Raw genomic sequence first — 23,559 nt, forward strand, 5'->3', positions numbered from 1 at the left:
ATCAGCACCCGCTCAACCGGCACAAAACTGTCGCCCGCCTTCTTGGCGATCTTCTCGGCCTCGTCCAGCACCTTGGCGGTCTGGCCGTCCAGATAAACCTGGGCCGCATCGCCGCTGACCTTGGGGATCTTGGACAGCGCCACATCCAGCGCCTCGACCACGCGGGACGGCGCGCCACCGGCGCGTTTGATCAGGTTGCTCGCCAGCCCCTGATCGTCATCCATCAATGCCTTGAGAAGGTGTTCGGGTGCCAAACGCTGGTGCCCTTCGCGCAGGGCAATCGTCTGCGCCGCCTGCACGAATCCACGTGCCCGCTCGGTGAACTTCGACAAGTCCATCTTTCTCTCCTTTTTCAAGCGCCCAATGGTGTCTGCGCCCGCTAGGCGGCGCGCATCGGTTTGGGCCTCGCATTCAATCTGGGGAATGCCACGACATCTTCAAGGGGGTCGCAAAGGGTTTACCGAAATTGATCCAATTGGTCACAATTTCCCCTGTTTCCGCCCTGATTTAGTAATATTTCTGAGGTCTCCTGACAGGGAGCTACGGAGGCCCCAATGCAGATTACCAATGTCGAAATCTCTCAGTATCGTGTTTGCCCCGACACTGCGCGCCATTCGGCCAGCGTCTGCATGACGCTCGCGGATCGGGTCGTGACCTTGTTCTGCTCGCTTGAGTTGCCCGAGGGGATAAGCCCTCTTGCCCGCGCGCAGGCCTTTGTCGGTGATGCGATGCGCCAACTGCGCCGGATGCCCGAGTTCCGGTCGGGCAAGCAGCAGCTGCACCTGCAGGACCACGCCCTGCCCGCGGTGGCCTGAGCCGCCAGGCATCGGCACAATCAGGGTTACGCGGCACGCCTATGCGGGCCTCGCCTCTGCGGGCAGGCGCGGGCACCTCACCCCGCTTGCCTCGACGGGATCGTCCCATTATGAACGGGCAACCCGAGCCGGAGGACCCCCACATGACAGACAAGATGCTTGCCGACGATCGCCTGATCGTCGCCCTTGACGTGCCCAACGCCGTGGCTGGATTGGCCCTGGCCGAGCGGTTGGGCGACGCCGTTTCCTTCTACAAGATCGGGCTGGGGATGCTCACCGGCGGCGGTTTGGCACTCGCCAACGAGCTGAAGCAGGAACAAGGCAAGCGCATCTTTCTGGATATGAAACTGTTCGATATCGGCAACACGGTCGAGGCGGCGGTGCGGGGACTCGCACAGTTCGACCTGGATTTCCTGACCGTGCATGGCGACCCGCATGTGGTGCGCGCCGCCAAGGAAGGCGCCGCGGGAAAGGATCTCAAGATCCTGGCGGTTACGGTGCTCACTTCCTTGAACCGCGACGATCTGGATGCGGCGCTGATCAAACCCGGCGATGTACAGGATCTGGTTCTGGAACGGGCCTCCCGCGCTTTCGAGGCCGGGGCCGACGGCGTCATCGCCAGCCCGCACGAGGCCGCCGCGCTGCGCGCGTTGCCCGAGGCCACGGGCCGGCTGATCGTCACGCCAGGCGTCCGTCCGACCGGGGCCGCACTGGGCGATCAGAAACGCGTGGCGACCCCCGCCGACGCGCTTGCTCAGGGGGCCGATCATATCGTCGTCGGGCGCCCTGTGGTGCAAGCGGCGGAACCCCGTGCAAGCGCTCTGGCCATTCTCGACAGCATAAAAAATTTGTCACACGCATGATCGTTGCGGCAATGATGTTGACCTAAGGTCAGTCACACCCTTCGTAACGACCTGAAAACAGGCGCGTTATGCCCGAAACGCGCCATTTTGCCGCTGTGCCGGAAAAAACACATCGAAAAGGCGAGTTTCCGGGGTCTGGATATCCAGCCTACCCCCGAGGGTTTTTTTGAGCGATTCTAAATCCGAGACACTCCCCAACGAACCATCTCTTCCTGAGGTTCGTTACCTCCCCCCGCCATTGGCGCGGGGGGTCTTTCTTCTTACGTCGACTCATTCCCCGGGCTTTGTAAGGACGCATCGAGGCCAAAGCGTCGATAACTCGAACTGTCGAGATAATGCGCGATCCGCTCGGCAAAATGCGGAATCGCTCGGGGATGCCCGATATAGTCGGCCGGAGCCATCAATCGCCACCCCTGCCCCTCATCGCCAAATTGAATCCTGTCTACATACCCCTCAGCCAGATGGGCTGTGAAAAACCACATACGGCCTGTCGGGCGCAAATAGCTTACACCCCAACCAACCCGTTCGACCGGCACAACAAGCCCAACCTCTTCGCGGGTTTCACGCAAGGCACAGTCGAGCGGAGATTCCTCTCCTTCACGTCCTCCTCCTGGCAGGTCCCAATGGTCGGGAAAGGGGATGTCGGGGCGGTCGTCGCGACGGATCACCAAAAGCTGTGGTCCCAGAAACAGGGCCAGTTTTGCGCCGGCAAACCGTGTCGTTGCATCTGTCACCTTTTCACTCCGCGTCGAGTCGGGCTAAATACGATCAGCCACGTGCCTGACTTGCAACCGGATACACCCGATGAACACCGCATCCGGTCTTTGCCGCGATTGCCTGACCCGCACCGGAACGGCTCGGCGCTGCCCGGCCTGTAGAAGCCCGCGCGTGCTGCGCCATCCGGAACTGGACAGCCTGACCATCGCCCATATGGATTGCGACGCCTTCTATGCCAGCGTCGAGAAACGGGACAATCCGGATCTGGCCGACAAGCCGGTGATCATCGGGGGCGGAAAGCGCGGCGTGGTTTCGACCGCCTGCTACGTCGCCCGCATTCGCGGTGTCCGCTCGGCGATGCCCATGTTTCAGGCGCTTAAGCTGTGCCCAGACGCCGTGGTGATCAAACCGCGCATGTCGGTCTATGCCGAGGTCTCGAAACAGATCCGCGCCCTGATGGACGAGCTGACACCGGTGGTCGAACCGCTCTCATTGGACGAGGCCTTCATGGATCTGACCGGCACCCAGCGTCTGCATGGGCATCCTCCGGCGGTGATGCTGGCGCAGCTCGTCAAGCGGATGAAGGATGAGTTGGGCGTGACCGGCTCGATTGGACTGAGCCATAACAAGTTTCTGGCCAAGGTGGCCTCGGATCTTGAAAAGCCGAGGGGATTCTCGGTGATCGGACGTGCCGAGACGGCGGATTTCCTGCGTGACAAGCCGGTGCGCCTGATATGGGGGATCGGCCCGGCGGCGCAGGAGCAGCTGGAACGTGCCGGGATCCGCACCTTCACCGACCTGCTTCGATGGGAGCAGGAAGCGCTGATCGCCCGCTTCGGCTCCATGGGACAGCGGTTGTGGCATCTGGCACGCGGCGAGGATCGCCGTCGTGTGTCTGCACATGACCCGATCAAGTCGATCAGCAACGAGACCACGTTTTTCGAGGACACCGCCGATCTGGACGTGCTGGACGGCCATATCTGGCGGATGGCCGAGAAGGTAGCCGACCGGGCCAAGGCCCGCGGGCTGGCCGGCCGCGTGGTGACATTGAAGCTGAAGCGTGCCAATCATCGGATCCTGTCAAGGCAGCACTCGCTGCGCGACCCGACCCAGATGGCCGACCGGATCTATCGCACCGCACGCGCGCTGTTCGACCAGTTGGGCGATCAAGGCCCTTACCGGCTCCTTGGCTGCGGGTTGTCACACCTGTGCCCCGAAGCCGAGGCGGATGTCTCGGGCGACCTGCTCGACCCGCAGGCGGCACAGCGCGCCCGCGCCGAACGCGCGACCGACGCCATTCGCAAACGCTTTGGCTCGGATGCGATCATCAAAGGGCGCGGGATGCGCTGAGCGTGCCCTATCCCGGCACCCGCCCCCAACAGAAACATCAGAGCGAGAGAGATGATTACATCCGATTTCTGCCGAGTCATGGCCAGCTACAAAAGCTGGCAGAATCGGTCACTGATCATTGCCGCCAACGATCTGTCGCATGCCGCGCGCTGGTTGGATTGGGGCGCATTTTTCGGGTCGATCGCCGCAACGTTCAATCACCTTTATTGGGCGGACGCACTGATCCTTGCCCGCCTCAATGGCACCGAACGCCCACAAGACAGGATTCGGCATTCACTGACCGATCCCTCTGACCGGTCTGACTACAAAGCACGGCGCAAGGCGCGCGACCGAAGATCGAGATTTGGGCCGAAACGCTGACCGATGCCGATCTTACCGGCACCGTCGCCTGGTATCAGGCGGATGGAACAACCCGCATCGTTATGTCCAAACCCCTCTGCGCCGCGCAGCTGTTCAATCACCAGACCCATCATCGCGGGCAGGTCCATGCCATGTTGACAGCAGCCGAGGCCACACCTGAAGCGACGGATCTGACTGCGCTGGTCCAGACCTGTCGCTACTCCGCCGCCAGCGGCAGGCGCTGTTGCCCGATAGACGCGATCTCGGACACCACTTTACGCATCAGAGCCCGCATCGCATCGAAGTTCGCATTGGGGCGAATTGTTGCTTCGTGCATGTAGAGCCCGCGGTCGATCTCGATCTGGATCGCATGCTGGCGGCGCGACGGGCGGCCATATGCCTGGGTCACATAGGCACCCGCAAATGGCGTATTGCGCACCACATGCAGCCCGGCCCTGGCAAAGGCGGCCTCGACCCTCTCCACGATCTCTGGCGCGGCGGAGGCTCCGAACCGGTCGCCCAGAACCACATCAGGCCTACGCGCGGCGGCACGCGCGCTGCTTTCCACCGCCTCGCGCGGCATCGAGTGGCAATCGATCAGAATCGCCTGACCGAAAGCGGCATACGCCTCGTTCAAGAGATGCTGAAGCCGCGTGTGGTAGGGATGCCAGACCGCGTCCAGGCGATGGTCCGCCTCGGCCCGGCTGAGCTTGCCCCGATAGATGGCCCGCCCACCCGCCACCACGCGGGGAATCACCCCCAGCCCCGAGGCGACGCGCGGATTGTGCCCGACCTTGCGCACCCCTTCGATCAGGGCCGGGTCCAGCTCGTCCGCACTGCGGTTGAGGTCGAGATAGGCGCGCGGCGCCGCGGCACACAGAAGCGGCGCACCGAAACCCGGGGCGCAATCGAACAACAGATCGACAAAGGCATCCTCGGAGGATCGAATCGCATGGTCATCCAGAACCGTCTGCGCCAGAAATCGCGCATCGTAGTGCGCACCGCTATGAGGCGAGGCAAAAACCACGCTTGATGTACGTGCGGCAGGCAGGGTCAGATGATAAGCGGTATTGGTCATGCGGCCTCCGGGATCAACAAAATCATAGACCGGAAAATAGTTCGATCAAAAGCCCTTGATCCCCCCGCCGACTCCTTTTATAGACCCCGCTTACCGGCGCGGGCTACCGCGCCCCATTACGTTCTGGGGCAGGCGCGCGACGGCAATCATGGGCGGTTAGCTCAGTGGTAGAGCACTACGTTGACATCGTAGGGGTCACAAGTTCGAACCTTGTACCGCCCACCATGATTTCATGCCTCTGTTCGCACAGGGGACCCGCGTAACCCAGGCGCTGGCCCGCGCCGCAGGAATTGGAGACGACCATGAAGGTCAGGAACTCGCTCCGCTCGCTCAAGTCCCGCCACCGGGACTGCCGCGTCGTGCGTCGCAAAGGCCGCGTCTATGTGATCAACAAGACGCAGCGCAAGTTCAAAGCCCGCCAGGGCTGAACTGTCGCAAGACATTCGAGCTTCAATCAAAACCGCGCCTTTGGGCGCGGTTTTGTTGTTCCGGGGTGGCGTTTTCTCGGTTCCCGCAACGGCCCTGGGCGCGTTAGGCTTCTCTTACGCAGGGAGAGGCCGCCATGTCCGACAAGCCCAACATCATTCTCATTCTCGCCGATGACCTCGGGTTCGCCGATCTGGGCTGTACCGGTTCCGAGATCCGAACGCCCAATATCGACGGGCTGGCGCGCGACGGCGCGCTTTTGACGGCGATGTACAATTGCGCGCGCTGCTGCCCGACGCGGGCCTCGCTGTTGACCGGGCTTTACCCGCATAATGCCGGGATCGGCCATATGGGGGCCGATCTTGGCACACCCGCTTATCGCGGCTTCCTGCGCAACGACTGCGCCACCATTGCCGAGCATCTGCGGGCGGCGGGCTACCGCACCTGCATGTCGGGCAAGTGGCATGTGGGCGGGGATTTCATGGCGCGCGAGGTAGACAGCTGGCGGGTGGGTGACATTGACCACCCCACCCCGCGCCAGCGCGGGTTCGACCGGTTCTATGGCATCGTCGACGGTGTCACGCATTTCTTCTCGCCGCATTACATGCTGGAGGACGATGCCCGCGTCGAAACCTTTCCGGACGACTTCTATTTCACCGATGCGATCACCGACAAGGCCATCGGCATGGTCGAGGAGGCGGTGGAGATGGAGCAGCCCTTCTTCCTCTACCTCGCCCATACCGCGCCGCATTGGCCCCTGCATGCGCATCCCGAGGATATCGCGCGCTATGACGGGGTCTATGGGCGCGGCTGGGACGCGCTGCGCGGCAGCCGCCACGAGACGATGAACGCGATGGGCCTGTTTCAGACCAACTGGCAGATCAGCCCCCGTGATGCGGATGTCTGCCCCTGGGAGGCCGCGCCGCACAAGGATTGGGAGGCGCGCAAGATGGCCACCTATGCCGCCATGGTGGACCGGATGGACCAGTCCATCGGCACGCTACTCGCGGCATTGAAACGGATGGGCCAGTTTGACAACACGCTGATCCTGTTTCTCAGCGACAACGGCGGCTGTGCCGAATTCATGGCCGAGGATGGCTGGGCCAAGTTCTTTCCCGATACCACCCATGACGGGCGGCATATCGAGATGGGGAACCGGCCCGAGATCATGCCCGGCAGCGCGCTGACCTATCAGAGCTATGACAAGCCCTGGGCCAATGTGTCGAACGCGCCCTTCCGCAAGTTCAAGCATTACGTGCACGAGGGCGGCATCTCGACCCCGCTGATCGCCCATTGGCCCGGCAGGATCGCGGCACCTGTGCCGCTCCACGCCGCCTGTCATGTGGTTGATATCCTGCCGACGATCCTGGAGGTCGCGGGCGCGCAGCCTATTGCGGAGCTGGGCGGGCATGTAATGCAGCCCCTGCAAGGCGAGAGCCTGCTGGGCCTACTGCGCGGCAAGGACTGGGAACGCGAACAACCGATCTTTTTCGAGCACGAGGGCAACAGTGCCATCCGTCTGGGCCAGTTCAAGCTGGTGCGGCTGCACGGGCAGGACTGGGAGCTGTACGATATGGAAGCGGACCGGACCGAGCTGCACGACCTGATCCGGGGCGAGCCCGGCCGGGCAAAGGCGCTGGTGGCCGAGTATCAGGACTGGGCCGACAAGACCGGCGTGCTGGACTGGGCCATCGCCCTGCCTCGGCTGCTGGTGGCCTGGCAGATGGACAATGCCGAAGGGTGACTGCGACGGAATTACCCGACTGAAATAATCAGTTTTACTTGCATCTGATCCGAAATCGGGTAATTGACTATTTCAGTCAGATTAACTGAATCGCGAGAGACCCCCATGCTCAAGACCACCACCGCCATCGCGCTTGCCTTGATCGCCACCTCGGCCGTTGCCGAGGGCGAACTGAACCTCTATTCGTCGCGCCACTATGACACCGACGAGCGGCTCTACTCCGATTTCGAAGACGCCACCGGAATCCGCATCAACCGGATCGAGGGCAAGGCGGACGAGCTGATCGCCCGCATGCAGGCGGAGGGCGCCAATTCGCCCGCCGATATTCTGCTGACCGTCGACACCTCACGTCTCGCCCGCGCCAAGGAGGCCGGTCTGCTGCAAGCCATCGACAGCGCGGTGCTCGAAGACCGCATTCCCGCAAACCTGCAGGACAACGACAACCAGTGGTTCGGTTTCTCGCAGCGCGCGCGGCTCTATTTTTACGACAAGGCCAGCGTGAGCACCCCGCCCGCCACCTATCTCGATCTGGCCGATCCCGCATACAAGGGGCAGGTCTGCATCCGCTCTTCCACCAACACCTATAACCAGACCCTACTGGCCTCGATCATCACCCATCACGGCGAAGATGTCGCGCGCGACTGGGCCGAGGGTGTGGTCGCCAACATGGCGCGCGAACCGCAGGGCGGCGATACCGACCAGCTGCGTGGCATTGTATCGGGCGAATGCGGCATCGCGGTTTCCAACTCCTACTACTTCGCCCGCGCCCTGCGCAGCGACGTCAAGGGGCTGAGCGCCGAGATCGACAAGATCGGCATCGCCTTCCCTTCGCAGGACGCCGAAGGCGCGCATATGAACCTGTCGGGCGGCGGCTTGGCCGCCCACGCACCCAACCGTGACAATGCAGTCAAGTTCCTGGAATATCTCGCCAGCGATCAGGCACAGGTCTATTTCTCGAACGGCAACGATGAATACCCCGCCGTCACCGGTGTCGACCTGGCCGAGAACGTGGCCGCGCTGGGAGAGTTCAAGGCAGACGAAGTGAACCTGTCCGAAGTGGCCGCCAACATCCCGATGGCGCAGAAGATCTTCAACGAGGTCGGCTGGAAGTAAGCCGGCACACCCAGAAGACAAAGGCGCGGGGCCCTCGCCCGCGCCTTTTTTCATGCCTGTGGGTCAGTACCGCTTACTTGCCCCGCCCGACCTGACGGCAGATCAGGATCACCGGCAACAACCCCATCGCCAGGATCACCAGCGACGGCACCGCCGCCCCCTCCAGCCGTTCGTCGCTGGCCAGGCGATAGGCCTGCACCGCCAGCGTGTCAAAATTGAAGGGGCGCATGATAAGCGTCGCGGGCAGCTCCTTCATCACATCGACAAAGACGATCAGCAGCGCCGTCAGCAAAGAGGGCGTCAGTATCGGCAGATGTATGCGCCTGAGCGTGCCCAGCGGCCCCTGCCCCAGAGACCGCGCGGCGGCATCCATATTCGCATGCACCATGCTCTGCCCGCCCTCATAGGCGCCAAGCGCCGCTGCCAGAAAGCGCACCATATAGGCCGCGATCAAGAGCCAGATAGAGCCGGTGATCAACAACCCCGTGGACAGGCCGAACTGGGCTCGCATCCAGGCATCGAGCGCATTGTCAAAGGCGGCAAAAGGCACGATCAGCCCGACCGCGATCACCCCGCCCGGCACCGCATATCCCAACCGCGCCAAATAGGCGGCACCGTCCGAGCGCCGACCCGGCCTGAGTCGCTGGAAGAAGCCGACGCAGATCGCTGCTGTCACCGTCACCACAGCCGCCGTACCCGCCAACGTCAGTGAGTTGCGAATAAACCCGACATAGCGACGCGACAGCAGGTTCTGCTCCGATTCCAGCCCCATTTGCACCAGGATCACCACCGGCAGGAGAAAGCCCAGAACCACCGGCACCGCGCATAGGGTAAAGGCGGCAAATGCGCGCCACCCCGTCAGGTCGCCCGCCGGCAGCGCCGCATGCCGGCGCCCGGACTGGTAGTAGCGCGCCTTGCCGCGCTGGGTACGCTCGGTCACAGCCAGCAGCAGTGCAAAGCCCAGCAGACACAGCGCCAGCTGCGCCGCCGCCGCCCGGTCAGCCATCGAGAACCAGCTTGTATAGATGCCAGTGGCAAAGGTCTGCACACCAAAATAGGCCACCGTGCCGAAATCGGCGATGGTCTCCATCACTGCCAGCAGAACCCCGCCCGCGATCGCGGGCCGCGCCATCGGCAGCGACACCCGCCAGAAGGCCGCCCATGGCCCGGTCCCCAGCGCCCGCGCCGCCAGAAAGGCACTTGCGCTTTGTTGCAGGAAGGCCGCCCGCGCCAGCAGGTAGACATAAGGGTAAAGCACCAGGATCAGCATCACCGCCGCGCCTTCGGTCGAACGGATCTCGGGGAACCAGTAGTCGCGCGGCCCCCAGCCCGTCACCTGACGCAGGGTCGTCTGCACCACGCCCGGATGATCCAGCACGAAGGTATACGCATAGGCCAGCACATAGGCGGGAAAGGCCAGCGGCAGCACCAGCGCGATTTCCAGCAAACGCACGCCGGGAAACCGTGTCATCGTCACCAGCCAGGCCGCTCCCACGCCCACGGCAAAGGTCCCGGCGGCCACCAGCGCGACCAGCAGCAAGGTTGTCGCCGCATAACCCGGCAACACGGTCTCGAGCAGATGGCTCAGCGTTTCGGTGCCGCCAGTCAGCGCCGCCAATGCCACCGCCACCATGGGCAACAGGCAGGCCATGGCGATGGCATAGGCCAGACCGCCCAGCAGGCGGGTGCCCGAAGACAGACGGCGGTGGGAGCCATGGGCGGCATATCGGGTTTCGGCCATCGCGGGTCCTGGCGGGTATTGCGGTTCTACCGCTCCTTAATCGACCATATTAGTCGGAAATACCAGTGCCTGAGGGGATATTCCCTCTCTCCTCGCCCCTGCGGGCAGGGCGCAAAACGACGCGGCCCCACGCGGATTCCTCTGCGCGGGGCCATCTGTCCCTGTCAGGCGGGATCAGTCGTAGCGACGCTGATCCTCGATCACCAGACCGTCCTTGGGCAGGCTGCCCGGAGCCACGACCTCGATCGCGCCCTTGAGCTTGAGCACTTCGACAACCGATCGGGCATAGGCCGCATCATCGCCGCCGCTGCTTTCGATCTGCACCGTCATGGCATCCATCTCGCCCACGCGGGTGGCGATCACCCGCGCCTTGACGATCTCGGCGTGTTTGTCGACCAGAGCCGCCACCTGTTCAGGACGCACGAACATGCCCTTGATCTTGGTGGTCTGGTCGGCACGTCCCATCCAGCCCTTGATCCGCATATTGGTGCGTCCGCAGGGCGAATGACCCGGCAGGACGGCGGACATGTCACCGGTGGCAAAGCGGATGAGCGGGTAATCGGGGTTGAGGGAGGTCACAACCACCTCGCCCACCTCGCCCGGCGCCACCGGCGTACCGGTTCCAGGGGTGACGATTTCGACGATCACATGCTCGTCGACGATCATCCCCTCCATCGCCGCGCTTTCATAGGCGATATTACCCAGATCGGCGGTGGCATAACATTGCAGGCACGAGATGCCACGATCAGCATATTCCTTGCGCAGCGATGGGAACAGCGCCCCGCCCCCTACTGCTGCCCTGGTAAAGCTGAGCGTAACGCCCATCTCCTCGGCCTTGTCGAGAATGACCTTGAGGTAATCGGGCGTACCGGCATAGGCGGTGCAGCCGATATCGCGCGCGGCGGTCACCTGCAATTCGGTCTGGCCTGTACCGGCGGGAAGCACGGCCGCACCGACCGCCCGAGCGCCGTTTTCAAAGATCATGCCAGCGGGTGTCAGGTGATAGCCAAAGCAGTTCTGCACGATATCGCCCTGCCCGATACCGGCGGCATGCAGGAAACGCCCCATGCGCCACCAGTCGTGATCGGTGCCGCCCGGCTCGTAAATCGGGCCCGGAGACTGGAACACATGGGCAAATCCGTGCGCCGGCTTGACGGTGAAACCGCCAAATGGGGGATGCTCGCTCTGCGCCCGGCTCAACTCCGACTTGCGCAGCACCGGCAACGCCGCCAGAGCTTGCAAATCCGTGATTGCGGCCGGGTCGACATCGGCCAGCAGCCGCGCAAATCCATGAGCGGATTTGGCGCGTGCGATCTGCTCGGGCAGGTCGCGCGCCAGATCGGCGGTGCGTTGGTCGTCCGAGCGTGTTTCAAGCGTGTCAAAATGGGTCATGGCATGATCCTTCATCAGCTCAGCCACCGCTTGCGACGACGGTACGAGCGCACGTCGCGGAAGCTCTTGCGGCCCTCATCGGACATGCCGAGATAGAATTCCTTGACGTCCGGATTCTCGCGCAGATCCTTGGCAGGGCCATCCATCACCACACGGCCCGATTCCAGGATATAGCCGTAATGGGCATAGCGCAGCGCCACGTTGGTGTTCTGTTCGGCCAACAGGAAAGACACGCCTTCCTTTTCGTTCAGGTCGCGCACGATCTCGAAGATCTCCTCGACCAACTGCGGCGCCAGACCCATCGAGGGTTCGTCCAGCAGAATGGTCTCGGGCCGCGACATCAGCGCCCGCCCCATCGCCACCATCTGCTGCTCACCGCCCGAGGTATAGCCTGCCTGACTGCGGCGGCGCTCCTTGAGGCGGGGGAAATAGTTGTAGACCAGTTCGAGATCACGCTGAATGTTGGCGCCGCCATCCTTGCGGGTATAGGCGCCGGTCAGCAGGTTTTCCTCGACGGTCAGGTGTTCGAAACAATGACGGCCTTCCATCACCTGGATCACGCCCTTGGTCACCAGGGCGGCCGGGTCCTGTTCGTGAATGGTCTCGCCGCGGTACTTGATCGACCCTTTGGTCACCTCACCGCGTTCGGAATGCAGCAGGTTCGACACTGCCTTGAGCGTTGTCGTCTTGCCGGCGCCGTTACCACCCAGCAGCGCGGTTATCCCGCCCTTGGGCACGGTGAGGCTGACACCCTTGAGCACGAGGATCACGTGATTGTAGATCACCTCGATATTGTTGACCTCCAGCAGGGTTTCCACCTGCGTATCCGTGGTTGTTGCCGCATCCAGCATCCGCGCTTGTCCTCATTGGCCCCGGTTCGCCGGGGATGATCGGGGTGGGACGGCGGCGGACCGCCGTCCCGGGTTCGATGCGAGCCCGATTGCCGGGCCCGGTCACACGCTTAGTTGCAGCGCGGCGAGATGTTGTTCTCGGTCGCGTAGGCGTTCGAGTCTTCCTCGATCAGCGCACCGATGACTTCGCTGTCGGTCGGTTTGAAGTCCGAGATCAGCGACCAGGTCTTGGATGCCGCATCCCACTGGGTCACGCCGACCAGGGCGTCACCGCCGTGGTTGCTGCACGACACCGAGAAGGCCGGGCCAAAGTTCGGCAGACCCAGTTCGGCCATCTTCGCTTCGGTCATTTCCAGTGCTTCCATACCGTCGCGCATGTCGGCGGCGGTGATGTCGGCCTTGCCCGAAATCTCCTGTGCCTTCTTGGCGGCTTCGGCGGCCAGCATGGCGGCATAGAGACCACGGTTGTAGAGAACGGTACCAACCTGGTCACCGGCGCCGGCGGCCTTACCTGCGTCGATCACGTATTTCTGCAGATCGTCGAACAGCGGGAAATCGGTGCCGACGTTGTGGAAGGTCAGCGCCTTGTAGCCATTGGCGGCGTCACCGGCGGGCAGCACGTCGTTTTCCGAACCCGACCACCAGATGCCGATGAAGTTTTCCATCGGGAAGCGGATGTTGGCAGCTTCCTGCACCGCGACCTGGTTCATCACGCCCCAGCCCCACATCAGCACAAAGTCAGGCTTGTCGCGACGGATTTGCAGCCACTGCGATTTCTGCTCCTGACCCGGATGGTCGACCGGCAGGGTGCTCAGCTCGAAACCGTGCTTCTTGCTCAGCTCTTCCAGGGTGCGGATCGGTTCCTTGCCATAGGCAGAGTTGTGATAGACCAGGGCGATCTTCTTGCCCTTGATGTCGCCACCGTTGCTCTCCAGCAGATAGTTCACCGCACCCGAGGCACCATCCCAGTAGTTGGCGGGATAGTTGAAGACATGGCTGAACACGTTGCCGTTCTTGGCCGAGGTACGGCCATAACCCATCGAGTGGATCGCGATGCCGTCAGCGGTGGCTTTGGGGATCAGCTGATAGGTAATGCCGGTCGACAGCGGCTGATACACCAGGGCGCCCTGGCCCTTGGTGGATTCATAGCATTCGACACCCTTTTCGGTATTATAGCCGGTTTCGCATTCCAGCACGTTGGCCTTGACGCCGCCGATGCCGCCATCACGCTCGTTGAGCAGGGTGAAATAGTCGGCATAGCCGTCGGCAAACGGGATACCGCCCGCGGCATAGGGGCCAGTGCGATAGCTGAGCGACGGGAAAGTCAGGTCAGCCAGAGCCGGACCTGCGGCCATCAAGGCGCCCAGCGCCACGGTTGCCAGTTTCATTTTCATCGGGTTTTTCCTCCCTTGGTTTTGACCGATGGTGGTGTACGGGGCGATCCTACCGCCCCGTATCGGGATGCGCCTGCCCGCCTCAGTGCGGGAAGGGCCAGAGCCGCAGTTTCTCCTTGGCGACGCGCCACAGCTGCGCGAGGCCATGCGGCTCCATGATCAGGAATGCGACGATCAGCGCGCCGACGATCACCAGCTGAAGATGCGCCACGATATCGGTGGGCCAGCCCAGCATGTCTGCGCCGACAACCTTCAGGACCACCGGCAGCAGCACCAGAAAGGCCGCACCCGCGAATGAGCCGAAGATAGAACCAAGGCCGCCGATGATCACCATGAACAGTACCAGGAACGACTTCTGGATGCCAAAGGCCTCGCCTACCTCGACCGCGCCCAAGTAGAGCGCAAAGAAAAGCGCGCCCGAGATGCCGATGAAGAAGGAACTGACGGCAAAGGCGGTCATCTTGGCCTTGAGCGGGTTCACCCCGATGATCTCGGCCGCGATATCCATGTCGCGGATCGCCATCCAGGTCCGGCCCATGGTGCCACGGGTCAGGTTGCGGGCGATCAGGGCGCAGGCGGTCAGGAAGACCAGGCAGAACAGGTAGGTGGCCCAAGCCGGCGCATTGGGGCCGGTGATGATGATGCCGAACGCATCCCGCTCGGGCGCGTTGATCTGACCCGAGGCCGAGTAGTTGTAGAACCACGGCACGCGGTTGAACAGCCAGACCAGAAAGAACTGCGCCGCCAGCGTGGCCACCGCCAGATAGAACCCCTTGATCCGCAGACTGGGCAGGCCGAACAGCACCCCTACCGCCGCGGTGATGCCGCCGGCCAGGATCACATGAACGAACATGCTTACCTCGGGAAAGGCGGTCATCAGCTTGTAGCAGGCATAGGCGCCCACGGCCATGAACCCGCCGGTCCCCAGGCTGACCTGGCCGCAATAGCCGACCAGGATGTTCAGCCCGATCGCGGCGATTGCATAGATCAGAAACGGCAGCAACAGCGCGTTTGCCCAGTAGTCGTTGATCACGAACGGGATGATCCCGAAGGCGATCGCCAGCACGACATAATACCGATAGCGGTCGAACTTGATCGGAAAGGTCTGGCTGTCGGCCTGGTAGGAGGTTTTGAAATCTCCGGCTTCACGGTAGAACATCGCTTACATGCCCCCTTCGGACTGCGCGCGGTTGCGGGCCGCGGCATCGAGTTGATTTGTCTTTTTTGCATAGCCGCTCGCTTCGGCGGCCCGGACCAGCCGCAGATACGCGACGATCCCCATGATGAACCCGGCAAAGGCCAGGAGGCTGGCGATGATCAGCTGGCGGTCGGTCAGGTCCTGCGCGGTCAGGGCAATATACCCAAAGGCCCAGAAGCCCGACCAGGCGACGACATTCACGATGGCGATCAGCTTGTTCATCTTTCCTCCCCTTTGCGAAGGTTCCGGGCGGGCGACCCCGTTGCGGCCCTGGCCGCAACGGGGTCGCCCACCGGAGCCTCAGACCCTTTCGATGATCTTCTCGCCGAACAGGCCCTGCGGCCGGAACACGAGGAAGATCAGCGCCAGAACATAGGCGAACCAGTTCTCGGTGGCGCCGCCCACCAGCGGGCCGATCGCGAACTCGAACAGTTTTTCACCCACACCGATGATCAGCCCGCCGACGATGGCGCCGGGGATCGAGGTGAAGCCGCCCAGCATCAGCACCGGCAGCGCCTTGAGCGCAATGAGCGACAGCGAGAACTGCACGCCCGACTTGGTGCCCCACATGATGCCCGCGACCAGCGCCACGAAGCCGGCAACCGACCAGACCAGAACCCAGATGAAGTTCAGCGAGATGCCGACGCTCAGCGCCGCCTGGTGGTCGTCGGCCACCGCGCGCATTGCCCGACCCTGCTTGGTATACTGGCTGAAGGCCACCAGCGCCGCCACCAGAAGCGCCGCGATAACGGTCGCCACGATGTCCAGATTGTCGATGAAGAAGCCGTAGCCGAAGATGCCATAGGTGGTGTCATCGATCCACACGTTCAGGCCCTGCGGCAGACCCACATCCAGCGTCTTGATCTCCGAGCCCCACATCAGGTCGGCTACGCCTTCGAGGAAATAGGCAAGTCCGATGGTGGCCATGAACAGGATGATCGGCTCTTGCCCGACCAGGTGGCGCATCACGAACTGCTGCACCGCCCAGGCCAGCAGGACCATCACGCCCATCGTCAGGATGATCGCCAGGAAGCCGGGCACGTTCCAACCGAAATGGGTGATATGCCCGCCAAAGATGGCGTTGATCAGATGCGAGAATGGCACCTGTCCGTTCATGATGCCCACCAAGGTCATGGCCGCGAACAGCGCCATCACGCCCTGAGCATAATTGAAGATGCCCGAGGCCTTGTAGATCAGAACGAAACCCAGCGCGACCAGCGCATAGAGCACGCCCGCCATCAGGCCGTTCAGAATCACCTCGATCGCGAAAATCAGTTGGTCAGACATGTCCCGTGCCCCCGGTTTCCATCGTGTCGTTCAAGCGAAGATCAGTCATGGGCCACCCCCAGATAGGCGTCGATGACCTCCTGGTTGTTGCGCACCTCTTCAGGCGTGCCGTCACCGATCTTCTTGCCGTAATCCATCACCACCACCCGGTCGCTCAGGTCCATGACCACGCCCATGTCGTGTTCGATCAGGGCGATGGTGGTGCCGAACTCGTCATTCACGTCGAGGATGAAGCGGCTCATATCCTCTTTCTCTTCGACGTTCATGCCGGCCATCGGCTCGTCCAGCAGCAGGAGCTTCGGCTCGGCCGCCAGCGCGCGGGCCAATTCGACCCGCTTTTTCAGACCATAGGGCAGGCGCGAGACCGGGGTCTTGCGGATATGCTGGATTTCGAGGAAGTCGATGATTTTTTCCACCGCCTCGCGGTTCTGGGTTTCCTCGCGCTCGGCCTTGCCGCGCCAGAGCGCCTGGCTCAGCAGACCCGCTTTCATATAGTTCAGCCGCCCGGTCATGACGTTATCCAGAACGCTCATACCCTCGAAGAGCGCAATGTTCTGAAAGGTGCGCGCGATGCCCTGGCGGGCGACCTCATAGGGGCGCATCGCCGGACGGCGCGATCCGTGAAACCAGACCTCGCCCTCCTGCGGCACATAAAAGCCCGAGATCACGTTCAGCATCGAGGACTTTCCGGCGCCGTTCGGGCCGATGATCGCGCGGATCTCGCCCTCGCGAATGTCGAAGCTGATATCCTTGATGGCCACCACACCGCCGAACCGCAGGGTGATGTTCTTCATCTCCATCACCACGCCGCCAATCTTGCGGCCGTCCGCGGTGGTGTATCCTTCGGATGCGTCAAGCATCGGTGTCTCCCTTGTCTTTCAGCAGTGCCCCGGCTGACGGGACGGTGGGCGGGGCGATGCGCCCAAAGGGCGCGAGCGACGTCCCGCCGGACCTCATTCCGCCGCCACCTGCTGCGGGGCGGTCGGCATGACCTTGGCGTCGCAGATCGTCAGCGTCGCCTTGATCGCGCCCTTGCGCCCGTCCTCATAGGTCACCTCGGTCACGGTCGAGACCTTTTCGGACCCGTCATAGAGCGCCGCGATGATATCGGCGAACTTCTCCTCGACGATACGGCGGCGCACCTTGCGGGTGCGGGTCATCTCGCCGTCATCGGCATCCAGTTCCTTGTGCAGCACGACAAAGCGATGCACCTGGCAGCCCGACAGCATCGGGTCCTCGGCCACCGAGGCGTTCACCGTCTCCACATGCGAGCGGATGGTTTCCAGCACCTTGGGATGACCCGCCAGTTCCTGATAGCTGGCATAGGCGATGTTGTTGCGTTCCGCCCAGTTGCCGACCGCCGTCAGGTCGATGTTGATGAAGGCGACGCAACGGTCCTTGCCATTGCCGAACAGCACCGCCTCGAGGATGTCGGGATAGAACTTCAGCTTGTTCTCGACATATTTGGGCGCGAACATGCTGCCATCGGCCATCTTGCCCACATCCTTGGCGCGGTCGATGATGCGCAGGTGGCCCGAGCCTTCCTCGAAGAACCCGGCATCTCCGGTGGCGACCCAGCCCTCGGCATCCTTGGTCGAGGCCGTGCTTTCGGGGTTCTTGTAATACTCCACAAAGGTGCCCGGCGAACGATAGAAGATCTCGCCATTCTCGGCGATCTTGATCTCCACATCGGGGGCGGGCACGCCTACGGTATCGGCGCGCACCTGGCCATCGGGCTGCACGGTGATGAACACCGTTGCCTCGGTCTGGCCGTAGAGCTGTTTCAGGTTGATGCCCAGCGAGCGGTAGAAGTCGAAGATTTCGGGTCCAATCGCCTCACCCGCGGTATAGCCTACGCGCACATTGCCAAAGCCCAGCGTATCCTTGAGCGGGCCATAGACCAGCGCATTGCCGATCGCGTATTTCAGACGGTCACCGGCGCTGACCGGTTCACCATCCAGGATCTTGCCGCCCACCTTCTTGGCATGCGCCATGTAGCGGTGGAACATGTTCCGCTTGAGCGGGCTTGCATCCTCCATCCGGATCATCACGTTGGTCAACTGTGTCTCGAACACGCGCGGCGGGGCAAAGAAATAGGTCGGCCCGATCTCGCGCAGGTCGGTCATCATGGTGTCGGCGCTTTCGGGGCAGTTCACGCAGAAGCCGCACCAATAGGCCTGGCCGATCGAAAAGATGAAATCGCCCACCCAGGCCATCGGCAGATAGGAGAGGATGTTCTCGTCCTTGGTCAGATTGTCGAACTTGGCCGAGTTCTTGGCGCTTTCGATCACGTTGCGGTTCGACAGCACCACGCCCTTGGGCTTGCCCGTCGTGCCCGAGGTATAGAGCATCACGCAGGTATCGTCATAGGTGATCTCGGCAATCCGCCGGTCAAGCTCGGCATCGAACCGGTAGTGCCCGGCACGCCCCTCGGCCATCAGGTCTTCGAGCGCGTTCATCTGGCTGTGGTCGTATTTCCGCATGCCGCGCTTGTCGGTGTAAAGGATGTGCTGGACCTGGTGCACGGTCTCCTGGATCTCGATGACCTTGTCGACCTGCTCCTGATCGCCACAGACAACGAACTTGGCGCCGCAATGCTCCATCACATAGGCCATCTCTTCGGCCACCGCGTCCTGATAGAGCGGCACCGGCACGGCGCCCACCATCTGGGCGGCCACCATCGACCAGTAATGCGCGGGACGGTTGCGACCAATCACGGCGACATGATCGCCCTTTGCCACACCCAGCTCCAGAAATCCCAGCGCCAGTGCGCGGATCTCAGCGGCGGTTTCGGCCCAGGTCCAGCACTGCCAGATGCCGAATTCCTTTTCCCGATAGGCGGGCCGGTCCCCGTATTGGGTTGCGTTGCGGTTAAGCAGCGCCGGAAGGGACTGAAGCCCCTCTGCGCCAGACTGCGTCTGAGCCAATCTCTTTCTCCCTCCCGTTGCCGGCCCGCTCCTTCGGGCCGGACATCATCGCCTGCGGATACCGACCAGACGATTCTGCCCCATCAGGGACAGGCGTATTGATCGGGGCCAATATTTTCGTGATGTTTTCGCAATTCTTACGAATTGTAACAGGTCTCTCCCTGCGTCATTTCACCCGACCCCGCGCAGGCACGAAACCCTCACCCCTCTTGCGCCGGAACGTCAGGCTGGCGTTTTGCCGCTGCCACGAGACGGACAAGAACCTTTTCCCCCTGTCACGCCGGTGCTAGCCATGGCGCCAAGGGGGATATCAGCCATGGACAGGAACGATCAGTGGATCAAGGCCATGACCAGTGCCGGTCTGAACCTGATCGCTCAGGGCCTGTCGATCTATGACAACAACCTGCGCCTCGCCGTCAGCAATCGGCGCTTTCAGGAAATGTTTCACCTGCCCGACCGGCTGATCCGACCCGGCGCCAGGTTCGACGACACCATCCGCTATATCGCCGAGCGGGGCGATTACGGTCCGGTCGACGATATCGACGCACTGGTCCGCAGCCGGGTCGAACAGGCGCTGGCCTTTGTCCCGCATTACTTCGAACGGGTCCGTGCGAATGGTCAGGTTATCTCAATCGAGGGGGCACCGCTGCCGCAGGGCGGCTGGGTCACGGTCTATACCGACATCACCCGCACCAAGCGGATCGAGGAGTTGCTGCGCGCCCGGTCCGAGGAACTCTCGGGCCAGCTGCTGGCCCATGCCGAGGAGCTGGGCGCCACCAACCGCAAGCTGGCCGCCACCATCAGCGCGCTGGAAGAGGCGCAGCGCCAGCTGACCGAGATCGAGGCGCGCACCCGCCTGACCACCGAGATGATGCCGGCCCATATCGCCCATGTGGACCGCGACGGCCATTACACCTATTCAAATCGTCGACTGAGCGCGGTGATGCCCGGGAGACCCTCGGACATTCTGGGCCTGCATATCTCGGATGCGCTGGGCCCGGATGCCTTTGCCAAGATCGGTCCGCATCTGGAGGCCGCTTATGGCGGCGACAGCCCGGTCTTCGAGTTCAACGAAGCCCATGATTCCCGCCGTATCCGGGTTGCCTTTACCCCCGACGGGGCGGGTGGCGTCTATATCCTGTCAATGGATGTGACCTCGGAAACCCAGGCGCGCGTCGCCCTGCAACAGTCACGCCGGCGCGCGATGGCGGCGCAGATGACCAGCGGACTGGCGCATGATTTCTCGAACCTGTTGACCATCATCCTGGGCATGATGTCGAAGATGGAAAAGATGGACCTGCCCGAAGAGGCGGTCGAACTGGTCTCGGCCACACAGGCCACGGCACAGCGGGGCGGGCGCCTGCTCAATCGAATCGCCGACATGACCGGCAACCGTACCCTGCGCCCGCGCGCCACCGACATGCACGGGCTGCTCGAGGATCTCAAGCTGCTGGCCACCCCCAGCCTGCCGCGCGGGATCGGGCTGAGCGTGCTGGACCACACGCCCGACGAGGCGCTGATGCTGGATGCCGGCATGTTGCAGGATGCGCTGCTGAACCTTGTGCTGAACGCGCGCGACGCCTGTGGTGCCAATGGCCAGATCACCATCAGCGCGCATGCCATTTCGCGCATCTGGATCGAGATCGCGGTGACCGACACCGGGCCGGGGTTCTCCAAGGAGGCGCTGGAAAAGGCGCTGAACCCGTTCTTTACCACCAAGGGGAGCGAGGGGTCGGGCCTGGGCCTGCCCATGGTCTATGACATGGTCAAGCTGGCGGGAGGCGACATGCGCATCGCCAACACCCCTACCGGCGCCGCCATAACCCTGCGCCTGCCCTATCGTGCGGCGCCACAGGTACAAGGCGGTCTGGCGCTGCTGGTCGAGGATAACGAGGACCTGCGCGCCACCTTTCGCGACATGCTGGTCGAACTGGGGTATTCGGTGATCGAGGCCACCTCGGCCGACGAGGCCAGCGCGCTGGCCGCCGATATCGAGGATATCGCGCTGGTGCTGTCCGACATCAAGCTGGAAGGCGACGCAACCGGCATCGACCTGCTGAAACGATTGCCCAAGTCGCTGCCCTGTATCCTGATGACCTCGCTGCCACTGTCCGACCCGCTGCACCGCGAGGCATTGACGCGCGGCCCGGTGCTGCGCAAGCCCTTTACCCGCGCGCAACTGGCCGCGCTGCTGCGACCCGAGGAGGGATCATGACCGCCCCGCTCGTCACCATCCTGGACGATGAACCCGAGATCCGCCTGATCCTGACCGAGGCACTGGCCGAGGCCGGGTTCCGCACCCAGAGCTTTTCGCGCGCCCGCGAGTTCGAGGCCTCGCTGAAGCGGGTGACGCCGGATGTCTGCCTGGTCGACCTGTCGCTGCCCGATACCGACGGGCTGGCATTGGTGCACCGGCTGGCGCTGGAACAGGGGGCGACGGTGATCATCATCTCGGGCCGGGCACAGGTGCAGGACCGGGTCACCGGGCTGGAGCTAGGGGCCGACGACTATATCACCAAACCGTTTGACCCCGCCGAGGTGGTGGCCCGCATCCGCGCCCGCCTGCGCGACGGCCAGCGCGGGCCGGTTTCGGGGGGTGGTGACACCGCCGAGTTCAACGGCTGGACCGCCCATTTCGACCGCTACGCGCTGGAAGACGATACCGGCGCCGAAACTCCGTTTTCCCATGCTGAAGGCGAGGTTCTGCGGCTGTTCCTGGAAAGCCCAAAGCGTCTGATCAGCCGCGCCCAGATGCAAGAGGCATTGGGCGGCGGTGCCGGCGACAGCTTTGACCGGGCCATGGATGTGCGCATCTCGCGCCTGCGTACCAAGCTGCGCGAAGACCCCAAGAACCCGCGCTTGATCAAGACGATCTATGGGGCAGGTTACATTTTTCTGGGCGATGTCAGCTGGCGCTAGGATCGGGGCCTTAGGCCACAGAGTTGACCTGTACGGCCCGCCAGCGATAGACTCCTCAACAGATGCGCGGACTCATAGAGCGGCGGCAGCAATGCCCGTCGCAGTCTTGGCGCAACGGGAGGCTGCCATGCATTCCTATCTCGAAATCCGCAAGCGCATGCTGTTCAAGGCAGTACGCCGCTATACCCTTGCCGACATGGCCTGGCGGCAAAGTCTGGAACAGGCCGCGACCCTGGTGCCAGACGCCATGGGGCGAAGCTATTTGATGATCGGAAATCCGGGCTCTCGCGTGCGGCGTCTTTTTGACGAGCGGGACCGGGCAATACAGCGCCTGACAGCGGCGCAGGCCAAGCTGCACGAGGCACGCGCCCGTATCGACGGTCAGCAAGCCGAAGCGCATATCCTGTTGATCGCCCGCCACTGAGGCGGCGACATCATCGGGGGCTACCTCTGTCAGGCCACGAAAAGCGGCCTGTTCGCCTTGAACCATGGCACCAATGCCTCGCGAAAGGCGCGTGGTTTCGCCGCCCGCCAGACATCGCGATGCGCAACCACCCAGATATCGGCGTAGGGCTGCGGTGGCAGCAGCGGCACCTGCACCAATCCCGGCGTGGCCCGGCCCAGAAACATCGGCATCCGCACCGCGCCCAGCCCCGCCTGCGCGGCACCGACCATGGCCGCCATATCATCAAATACCAGACGCAGCCGGGTGTTCGGATATTGCTCCAGTACCACCTGCGGCACGCGCGGATTCTGCTCGTAGGCGATCCAGTCCACCGCCGTTGCCGGATCGGCGGCCAGCCGTTCGGCAAGCTCTGGCGCAGCGAAACTTGCCGCGTGCTGTGAACAGAGCCTTAAACCGGTCAGCGTATCGCCCGGGCTGCGGCTGATACGAATGGCCAGATCGGCCTCGCGCCGGGTCAGGTCCAACAGGTCGTTGGTGGCCCTGAGCCGGATCTGGACCTGCGGATGCGCTTCGGCAAAGCGCGCCATGACCGGCGCGACATGCGGCCCGACAAGGAGTTGTGGCGCGGTGATCACCAATTCGCCGTTCAGGCTCTGGTCGCGGCCTTGCAGGCGGCGTAACAGATCGTCCTGCCGCGCCTCCATCCCGGCGGCGTGTTCAGCGACCAGCCGACCAGCATCGGTGGCGCGGTACCCGTCGGCCAAACGCTCGAACAAGACCTCGCCCAGCGCCGCCTCGGCCCGCAGGATCCGCCGCGACACGGTGGTATAGTTGAGGTCGAGTTCCGCAGCAGCCGCAGCAAGCGTGCCACCGCGCACCACAGCCAGTACCGTTTTCAGATCGTCCCAGTCGATTTGCATGACGTGCATTTATGCATGTCGCTTATGCATTACCACGCGTTTTTGCGACACATCCGCGTGATTATGCTTTTCCAATCGC

23 protein-coding genes, 1 tRNA gene and 1 pseudogene are annotated in these 23,559 nt (G+C 63.0%); 12 read left to right on the forward strand and 13 right to left on the reverse strand.

The genetic code is table 11. The annotated features are described in order from the left end of the window. The coding region (locus AC2FL1_RS18785) for a Clp protease N-terminal domain-containing protein (protein WP_496877930.1) at positions 1-338 on the reverse strand (338 nt) is incomplete at its 3' end. A 216-nt stretch (positions 339-554) separates the two neighbouring features. Here AC2FL1_RS18785 and AC2FL1_RS18790 point away from each other — a divergent pair. After that, positions 555-815 carry a hypothetical protein gene (locus AC2FL1_RS18790; RefSeq protein WP_496826404.1) on the forward strand — a complete coding sequence of 87 codons (261 nt, stop codon included), beginning with the start codon at positions 555-557 and terminating at the stop codon, positions 813-815. A gap of 143 nt (positions 816-958) precedes the next feature. Continuing rightward, positions 959-1,678 carry an orotidine-5'-phosphate decarboxylase gene (gene pyrF / locus AC2FL1_RS18795; RefSeq protein ID WP_496877931.1) on the forward strand — a complete coding sequence of 240 codons (720 nt, stop codon included), beginning with the start codon at positions 959-961 and terminating at the stop codon, positions 1,676-1,678. Between the two features lie 260 nt (positions 1,679-1,938). Here pyrF and AC2FL1_RS18800 read toward each other — a convergent pair whose 3' ends face one another. Further along, positions 1,939-2,412 (reverse strand): NUDIX hydrolase, encoded by a 474-nt coding sequence (locus AC2FL1_RS18800; RefSeq protein WP_496877932.1) that lies wholly within the window; start codon positions 2,410-2,412, stop codon positions 1,939-1,941. A 70-nt stretch (positions 2,413-2,482) separates the two neighbouring features. Between AC2FL1_RS18800 and AC2FL1_RS18805 the strand changes: the two genes are divergently transcribed. The 3 genes and pseudogenes from AC2FL1_RS18805 to AC2FL1_RS18815 form a co-directional block, all read left to right on the forward strand. Further along, positions 2,483-3,745, forward strand: coding sequence for a DNA polymerase IV (locus AC2FL1_RS18805; RefSeq protein ID WP_496877933.1), 1,263 nt, complete (start codon positions 2,483-2,485; stop codon positions 3,743-3,745). 78 nt (positions 3,746-3,823) lie between these two features. Beyond that, complete coding sequence (locus tag AC2FL1_RS18810) at positions 3,824-4,105, forward strand: DinB family protein (protein WP_496877934.1); 282 nt, start codon at positions 3,824-3,826, stop codon at positions 4,103-4,105. Continuing rightward, positions 4,102-4,224, forward strand: a pseudogene (locus AC2FL1_RS18815) (DinB family protein); the annotation flags it as partial. The gene AC2FL1_RS18810 and the pseudogene AC2FL1_RS18815, both read left to right, overlap by 4 nt. Before the next feature lie 77 nt (positions 4,225-4,301). On the opposite strand, the gene AC2FL1_RS18820 reads toward AC2FL1_RS18815, so the two are convergent. Next, positions 4,302-5,162 carry an N-formylglutamate amidohydrolase gene (locus AC2FL1_RS18820; protein WP_496826412.1) on the reverse strand — a complete coding sequence of 287 codons (861 nt, stop codon included), beginning with the start codon at positions 5,160-5,162 and terminating at the stop codon, positions 4,302-4,304. 150 nt (positions 5,163-5,312) lie between these two features. Between AC2FL1_RS18820 and AC2FL1_RS18825 the strand changes: the two genes are divergently transcribed. From AC2FL1_RS18825 to AC2FL1_RS18840, 4 genes are all read left to right on the forward strand, one after another. Then, positions 5,313-5,387: transfer RNA gene (locus AC2FL1_RS18825), tRNA-Val, on the forward strand. Positions 5,388-5,464: 77 nt separating this feature from the next. After that, entirely contained in the window at positions 5,465-5,590 is a 126-nt protein-coding gene (ykgO, locus tag AC2FL1_RS18830) for a type B 50S ribosomal protein L36 (protein ID WP_011048967.1), read from the forward strand. Between the two features lie 134 nt (positions 5,591-5,724). Next, positions 5,725-7,332: an arylsulfatase gene (locus AC2FL1_RS18835; RefSeq protein WP_496877935.1), complete on the forward strand. Its 1,608-nt coding sequence runs from the start codon at positions 5,725-5,727 to the stop codon at positions 7,330-7,332. Positions 7,333-7,437: 105 nt separating this feature from the next. After that, on the forward strand, positions 7,438-8,445 hold the full coding sequence (locus AC2FL1_RS18840; protein WP_496877936.1) for a Fe(3+) ABC transporter substrate-binding protein: 1,008 nt from the start codon (positions 7,438-7,440) through the stop codon (positions 8,443-8,445). A gap of 73 nt (positions 8,446-8,518) precedes the next feature. On the opposite strand, the gene AC2FL1_RS18845 is transcribed toward AC2FL1_RS18840, so the two are convergent. The 9 genes from AC2FL1_RS18845 to AC2FL1_RS18885 form a co-directional block, all read right to left on the reverse strand. Beyond that, on the reverse strand, positions 8,519-10,186 hold the full coding sequence (locus AC2FL1_RS18845) for an ABC transporter permease (protein WP_496877937.1): 1,668 nt from the start codon (positions 10,184-10,186) through the stop codon (positions 8,519-8,521). Between the two features lie 174 nt (positions 10,187-10,360). After that, on the reverse strand, positions 10,361-11,578 hold the full coding sequence (locus AC2FL1_RS18850) for a phenylacetate--CoA ligase family protein (RefSeq protein ID WP_496877938.1): 1,218 nt from the start codon (positions 11,576-11,578) through the stop codon (positions 10,361-10,363). Positions 11,579-11,592: 14 nt separating this feature from the next. After that, complete coding sequence (locus AC2FL1_RS18855; protein WP_234138717.1) at positions 11,593-12,429, reverse strand: ABC transporter ATP-binding protein; 837 nt, start codon at positions 12,427-12,429, stop codon at positions 11,593-11,595. A 110-nt stretch (positions 12,430-12,539) separates the two neighbouring features. Further along, positions 12,540-13,823, reverse strand: a complete 1,284-nt coding sequence (locus AC2FL1_RS18860; protein WP_234138716.1) for an ABC transporter substrate-binding protein — start codon at positions 13,821-13,823, stop codon at positions 12,540-12,542. Between the two features lie 82 nt (positions 13,824-13,905). Beyond that, entirely contained in the window at positions 13,906-14,982 is a 1,077-nt protein-coding gene (locus AC2FL1_RS18865) for a branched-chain amino acid ABC transporter permease (protein WP_496877939.1), read from the reverse strand. A 3-nt stretch (positions 14,983-14,985) separates the two neighbouring features. Next, complete coding sequence (locus AC2FL1_RS18870) at positions 14,986-15,243, reverse strand: hypothetical protein (RefSeq protein WP_234138714.1); 258 nt, start codon at positions 15,241-15,243, stop codon at positions 14,986-14,988. A 78-nt stretch (positions 15,244-15,321) separates the two neighbouring features. After that, positions 15,322-16,308 (reverse strand): branched-chain amino acid ABC transporter permease, encoded by a 987-nt coding sequence (locus tag AC2FL1_RS18875; protein ID WP_496826428.1) that lies wholly within the window; start codon positions 16,306-16,308, stop codon positions 15,322-15,324. A gap of 41 nt (positions 16,309-16,349) precedes the next feature. Further along, complete coding sequence (locus AC2FL1_RS18880) at positions 16,350-17,168, reverse strand: ABC transporter ATP-binding protein (RefSeq protein ID WP_496826430.1); 819 nt, start codon at positions 17,166-17,168, stop codon at positions 16,350-16,352. 93 nt (positions 17,169-17,261) lie between these two features. Further along, positions 17,262-19,235, reverse strand: a complete 1,974-nt coding sequence (locus AC2FL1_RS18885) for a long-chain fatty acid--CoA ligase (protein ID WP_496877940.1) — start codon at positions 19,233-19,235, stop codon at positions 17,262-17,264. Between the two features lie 316 nt (positions 19,236-19,551). On the opposite strand from AC2FL1_RS18885, the gene AC2FL1_RS18890 reads away from it, so the two are divergent. From AC2FL1_RS18890 to AC2FL1_RS18900, 3 genes are all read left to right on the forward strand, one after another. Next, positions 19,552-21,450 carry a hybrid sensor histidine kinase/response regulator gene (locus AC2FL1_RS18890; RefSeq protein ID WP_496877941.1) on the forward strand — a complete coding sequence of 633 codons (1,899 nt, stop codon included), beginning with the start codon at positions 19,552-19,554 and terminating at the stop codon, positions 21,448-21,450. Next, positions 21,447-22,154, forward strand: a complete 708-nt coding sequence (locus AC2FL1_RS18895; protein ID WP_234138709.1) for a response regulator transcription factor — start codon at positions 21,447-21,449, stop codon at positions 22,152-22,154. Before AC2FL1_RS18890 ends, AC2FL1_RS18895 begins: the two co-directional genes overlap by 4 nt. A 127-nt stretch (positions 22,155-22,281) precedes the next feature. Beyond that, on the forward strand, positions 22,282-22,578 hold the full coding sequence (locus AC2FL1_RS18900; RefSeq protein ID WP_496877942.1) for a hypothetical protein: 297 nt from the start codon (positions 22,282-22,284) through the stop codon (positions 22,576-22,578). A 29-nt stretch (positions 22,579-22,607) separates the two neighbouring features. On the opposite strand, the gene AC2FL1_RS18905 is transcribed toward AC2FL1_RS18900, so the two are convergent. Continuing rightward, on the reverse strand, positions 22,608-23,480 hold the full coding sequence (locus tag AC2FL1_RS18905; RefSeq protein WP_496877943.1) for a LysR family transcriptional regulator: 873 nt from the start codon (positions 23,478-23,480) through the stop codon (positions 22,608-22,610). Positions 23,481-23,559 lie beyond the last annotated feature (79 nt).

This window comes from Ruegeria sp. YKSF070 (assembly GCF_059612725.1).

What these genes read in the sequence shown, in the direction of transcription:
- AC2FL1_RS18790 (WP_496826404.1), top strand. Translation starts at nt 555, where the DNA reads ATGCAGATTACCAATGTCGAAATCTCTCAGTATCGTGTTTGCCCCGAC.
- pyrF (WP_496877931.1), top strand. Translation starts at nt 959, where the DNA reads ATGACAGACAAGATGCTTGCCGACGATCGCCTGATCGTCGCCCTTGAC.
- AC2FL1_RS18805 (WP_496877933.1), top strand. Translation starts at nt 2,483, where the DNA reads ATGAACACCGCATCCGGTCTTTGCCGCGATTGCCTGACCCGCACCGGA.
- AC2FL1_RS18810 (WP_496877934.1), top strand. Translation starts at nt 3,824, where the DNA reads ATGGCCAGCTACAAAAGCTGGCAGAATCGGTCACTGATCATTGCCGCC.
- AC2FL1_RS18820 (WP_496826412.1), bottom strand. Translation starts at nt 5,162, where the DNA reads ATGACCAATACCGCTTATCATCTGACCCTGCCTGCCGCACGTACATCA.
- ykgO (WP_011048967.1), top strand. Translation starts at nt 5,465, where the DNA reads ATGAAGGTCAGGAACTCGCTCCGCTCGCTCAAGTCCCGCCACCGGGAC.
- AC2FL1_RS18835 (WP_496877935.1), top strand. Translation starts at nt 5,725, where the DNA reads ATGTCCGACAAGCCCAACATCATTCTCATTCTCGCCGATGACCTCGGG.
- AC2FL1_RS18840 (WP_496877936.1), top strand. Translation starts at nt 7,438, where the DNA reads ATGCTCAAGACCACCACCGCCATCGCGCTTGCCTTGATCGCCACCTCG.
- AC2FL1_RS18845 (WP_496877937.1), bottom strand. Translation starts at nt 10,186, where the DNA reads ATGGCCGAAACCCGATATGCCGCCCATGGCTCCCACCGCCGTCTGTCT.
- AC2FL1_RS18850 (WP_496877938.1), bottom strand. Translation starts at nt 11,578, where the DNA reads ATGACCCATTTTGACACGCTTGAAACACGCTCGGACGACCAACGCACC.
- AC2FL1_RS18855 (WP_234138717.1), bottom strand. Translation starts at nt 12,429, where the DNA reads ATGCTGGATGCGGCAACAACCACGGATACGCAGGTGGAAACCCTGCTG.
- AC2FL1_RS18860 (WP_234138716.1), bottom strand. Translation starts at nt 13,823, where the DNA reads ATGAAAATGAAACTGGCAACCGTGGCGCTGGGCGCCTTGATGGCCGCA.
- AC2FL1_RS18865 (WP_496877939.1), bottom strand. Translation starts at nt 14,982, where the DNA reads ATGTTCTACCGTGAAGCCGGAGATTTCAAAACCTCCTACCAGGCCGAC.
- AC2FL1_RS18870 (WP_234138714.1), bottom strand. Translation starts at nt 15,243, where the DNA reads ATGAACAAGCTGATCGCCATCGTGAATGTCGTCGCCTGGTCGGGCTTC.
- AC2FL1_RS18875 (WP_496826428.1), bottom strand. Translation starts at nt 16,308, where the DNA reads ATGTCTGACCAACTGATTTTCGCGATCGAGGTGATTCTGAACGGCCTG.
- AC2FL1_RS18880 (WP_496826430.1), bottom strand. Translation starts at nt 17,168, where the DNA reads ATGCTTGACGCATCCGAAGGATACACCACCGCGGACGGCCGCAAGATT.
- AC2FL1_RS18890 (WP_496877941.1), top strand. Translation starts at nt 19,552, where the DNA reads ATGGACAGGAACGATCAGTGGATCAAGGCCATGACCAGTGCCGGTCTG.
- AC2FL1_RS18895 (WP_234138709.1), top strand. Translation starts at nt 21,447, where the DNA reads ATGACCGCCCCGCTCGTCACCATCCTGGACGATGAACCCGAGATCCGC.
- AC2FL1_RS18900 (WP_496877942.1), top strand. Translation starts at nt 22,282, where the DNA reads ATGCATTCCTATCTCGAAATCCGCAAGCGCATGCTGTTCAAGGCAGTA.
- AC2FL1_RS18905 (WP_496877943.1), bottom strand. Translation starts at nt 23,480, where the DNA reads ATGCAAATCGACTGGGACGATCTGAAAACGGTACTGGCTGTGGTGCGC.